The organism is Saccharomonospora halophila 8 (assembly GCF_000383775.1).
GTDB lineage: Bacteria > Actinomycetota > Actinomycetes > Mycobacteriales > Pseudonocardiaceae > Saccharomonospora > Saccharomonospora halophila.
In genome coordinates this window covers 29,187-33,434 of record NZ_KB912545.1, presented here as the reverse complement: position 1 = coordinate 33,434, position 4,248 = coordinate 29,187, and the positions used below count along the sequence as shown (strand labels likewise).

General features: G+C 72.4%; 2 protein-coding genes. Both read right to left on the bottom strand.

Features of this window, described 5'->3' with window-relative positions; translation table 11 throughout:
- Positions 1-346: 346 nt before the first annotated feature.
- On the bottom strand, positions 347-3,118 hold the full coding sequence (locus SACHA_RS0110880) for a DEAD/DEAH box helicase (RefSeq protein WP_019809628.1): 2,772 nt from the start codon (positions 3,116-3,118) through the stop codon (positions 347-349).
- 25 nt (positions 3,119-3,143) lie between these two features.
- A complete protein-coding gene (gene tatC, locus SACHA_RS0110875; RefSeq protein ID WP_019809626.1) occupies positions 3,144-4,037 on the bottom strand; it encodes a twin-arginine translocase subunit TatC in 894 nt (297 codons plus the stop codon).
- Between the last annotated feature and the right edge of the window lie 211 nt (positions 4,038-4,248).

Sequence of the window (4,248 nt, the reverse complement as noted above, 5' to 3'; positions counted from 1 at the left end):
TGCGGCTGGCCGTACCCGGGCTGGCCCGGCTGGCCCGGCTGGCCGGGGTGGCCGTACTGCGGTGGGCCGCCGAATCCGCTCTGGTCGGGGAAGCCACCCGAGTCCGGACCCGCCGGGGGCTGTTGGCCCCACTGCGGCGGCTGGTTTCCTCCGTACGGCGCGCTCATCGTGTTGCCTCCGCCAAGTCACCGACATGTGCACGGCACACCACCGTGGGTGCCGTGCGGAATCCAACCACACCCGCACCCGACGGCGCACACCTGCACACCCTCGTGCCGCGCCGCCGCGCCCCGGCTCACGCGGACCTCACACGAACCGGTGGCCCACAGGCACCCGTGCGGGCGGGTCACACCTCGCCCGCGGCGACGACCCCGCGCCGCAGCGACCGGGCGGCCTTGCCCGCCGCCCCACCCACCGGGTGTTCCTTGCCGAGCACGGCTTTGAGCTGGTCGAGCAGGTCGATCACCTGGCGGGCCCAGCGCACGAAGTCCCCGGCGGACAGTTCCTGGCCGTTCGTCTCGGCGGTGGTGAGCACCTTCTCCAGCGACTCGCCCCGCGCCCACCGGTACACCGGCCAGGCGAACCCGGCGTCGGGTTCGCGGGTGCGGTCCAGGCGGTGCCGGCGTTCGTCGTCGACGAGGTCGGTCCACACCCGCACCGTCTCCCGCCAGGCGTCCGACACCGGCCCGGACGGCACCTTCGCCTCCGCGGTGGCGTCCCGCCGCGCCTCGTACACCAGGGTCGACACGACCGCGGCCAGTTCCGCGGGGCCGAGCCCGTGCCACACGCGGTGCCGCACACACTCGGCCGCCAGCAGGTCCGATTCGCTGTACAGCCGGGACAGCGTCCCTCCGTGCCCGGTGACCTCGTCGCCGTCGTCGCCGAGGTAGCCGCGTTCGGCCAGCAGCCCGCGGATGCGGTCGAACGACCGGGCCAGCGAGTGGGTGGTGGCGGCGACCTTGCGTTCGAGCTTGGCGTTCTCGGCGGCGAGCCGCTCGTGCCGTTCGACCCACCGCAACCCGGCCTCCCGGTCGGCCATCCCGTGCACCGGGTGGGCACGCACCTGCCGGCGCAGCTCGACCAGTTCGCTGTCCGAGGCGGCGTCGGAGCCGCGTCGACGCTGCCGTCCCGGCCGGGTGATGCCGGTGTTGCGCAGGGAGGAGGCGATGTCACGGCGGGTCTTGGCCGAGCGCAACTCCACGTGCCGGGGCAGTTTGACCCGGCCGAGCGGCTCCACCGGCGCGGGGAAGTTCGCCACCGACAGCGGCCCGGACCACCGGTCCTCGGTCACCACGACCGGGCGGGGCTCCTCCATCTGGTCCAGCCCCGGGTCGACGACCACGGCCAGCCCGGCACGCCGACCCCCCGGCACCGAGATCACGTCACCCTTGCGCAGGTTCTCCAACGACCGGGCCGTCTCCACGCGGCGGGCGGCCGTGTTCTGCCGGGACAACGTCTTCTCCCGCTCGGAGATCGCGCGGCGCAGCTGCGCGTACTCCCGCATCTGCTCGAAGTCGCCGGGAACGGCGTCGGCGTAGCCGCGCAGCGCCTCGGCGTTGCGGTCGATCCGGCGGGACAGGCCCACCACCGACCGGTCGGCCTGGAACTGGGCGAACGACCGTTCCAGCATGCCGCGGGCCTCGGCGGCGCCCAACTGGCCGACGAGGTTGACGGCCATGTTGTAGCCGGGCCGGAACGACGACTTCAGCGGGTAGGTGCGGGTGGAGGCCAGGCCGCCGACCTGACGCGGGTCCATCCCGGGCTGCCACAGCACCACGGCGTGCCCCTCGACGTCGATGCCGCGGCGCCCGGCGCGGCCGGTGAGCTGGGTGTACTCGCCCGCGGTGAGGTCGACGTGGGCCTCGCCGTTGTACTTGACCAGCCGCTCCAGCACCACGGTGCGGGCGGGCATGTTGATGCCCAGCGCCAGCGTCTCGGTCGCGAACACGACCTTGACCAGGCCGCGCACGAACAGTTCCTCCACCGTCTCCTTGAACGCGGGCAACAGGCCCGCGTGGTGGGCGGCCACACCCTGTTCGAGTCCGTCGCGCCACTCCCAGTAACCCAGCACCGCCAGGTCGTCGGGCGGCAGGTCCGCGGTGCGCGCGTCGACCACGCGGCGCACCTCGGCGACCTCGTCGGGCGTGTTCAGCCGCAGCCGCGAGTGGCGGCACTGGGTCACGGCGGCGTCGCAGCCCGCGCGGGAGAAGATGAACACGATCGCGGGCAGCAGTGCCGCCCGGTCGAGCCGGTCGATCACCTCGGTGCGCGACGGGGGCCGGTAACGGGGCATGCGCGGCGGGCCGCCACGCCGGTTCCGGCCACCCTTGCCCGCCCCGGCGGGGGCGTGCATCCGGGCGGTCTCCTCCACCCGCCGCAACAACCGCGGGTTGATCGTCGCCTCGCCGGTGTCGGACTCCCCGGCGAACAGGTCCATCAGCCTGCCGCCGACGAGCATGTGCTGCCACAGCGGCACGGGCCGGTGCTCGTCCACCACGACGGTGGTGTCGCCGCGCACGGCCACCAGCCACTCGCCGAACTCCTCCGCGTTGCTCACCGTGGCCGACAGGCCCACCACCCGCACATAGGCGGGCAGGTGCAGGATGACCTCCTCCCACACCGCGCCGCGGAACCGGTCGGCCAGGTAGTGGATCTCGTCCATGACGACGTAGCCGAGGTTGTCCAGGGCCGTCGAACCCGCGTAGAGCATGTTCCGCAGCACCTCGGTGGTCATCACCACGATCTGCGCGTCCCCGTTGACCGAGGTGTCCCCGGTGAGCAGCCCCACCGTCCCGGTGCCGTACCGCTCGGTCAGGTCGGCGAACTTCTGGTTCGACAGCGCCTTGATCGGCGTGGTGTAGAAGCACTTGCGGCCCTCGGCCAGCGCCAGGTGCACGGCGAACTCGCCGACGACGGTCTTGCCGGCACCCGTGGGCGCGCACACGAGCACGCCGTGCCCGTCCTCCAGCGCCTCACACCCGCGGACCTGGAAGTCGTCGAAGGTGAACGCCAGCTCGCCGGTGAACCGGGCCAGTTCGGGGTAGCGGCCGCGCCGCCGCGCCGCCGCGTACGCCTCGGCCGGGCTGGTCGACGGGGAGGAATCGGCGGAAGGGTCCACAATCGCCAGGGTTGCACACCTCGCGTCAGGTCACGTCGTCGGTGCCGTCGCGGCGCGGCGACCCGCGCGGCCCGGCACCGTCGGGTTCCTCGACGGAGCTGGGGGTGTACTCGAACGGGGCGGCCTCGTCGTCGGCCAGCCCGTCCCACCCCTCGGCGGCCCGTCGCCGGTCCTTCTTGCGGTCGTTGAGCCGGGCGATCTGCAACGCGATCTCGAACAGCAGCGTCAACGCCCCCGCCAACGCGATCATCGAGAACGGGTCGGCCGGGGTGACGAACGCGGCGAACACGAAGAACACGAGGATCAGCCCGCGGCGCCACTTCGCGAGCTGGGCATAGCGCACCACGCCGACCCGGTTGAGCATCACCACCAGCAGCGGCAGCTCGAAACTCACCCCGAAGATGATGAGCAGGGACAACACGAACGACACGTACTTGTCCCCGGTGAACCACGTGTCGAACGACTCGCCGCCGAAGTTCGTCAGCAGCTCCAGCGCGTACGGCACCATCGCGTAGGCCAGCACCGCGCCGGTCGCGAACAGCACGCTGGCCAGCGACACGAACACCAGCGCGTACCTGCGCTCCCGCGAATACAGCCCGGGCGCCACGAACGCCCACAACTGGTACAGCCACACCGGGGAGAACAGCACCGCCCCCGCGGTCAACCCGACCTTCATCTGGATCATGAAGGCTTCGAACGGCACCGTCTGCAACAACTTGCACTCGGACCCGTCGCCCGCGGTGAACCGCTGTTCGGGCGGGATGGCGCAGTACGGGCCGGTGACCAGATCCCCCAGCGGCGGGATGGCCCCGACGCGGGTGTTGAACCAGAGGAACCCGAGCACGCCGCCCGCGACCAAGGCCAGCAGCGCGAACCCCAGCCTGCGGCGGAACTCGTAGATGTGCTCGACCAGCGTCATCGTGCCGTCGGGGTTGTACCGACGGCTCCGTCTGCGTCGTTGTCCCGCGCGCCGACCGCGCCTGCCCGTTCCCGTCGAGTCCGTCGAGTCCGTCACGAAGGTGGTCCCGTTCCCGTGCGCAGGCCACGCCGCGGCGTGGCCGCCTCAGCCGTGGTTGCGCTGGGGCCGGGCCTGCCCGGCCGCGCCCTGCTCGGCCTGTTGCCGCTTCAGC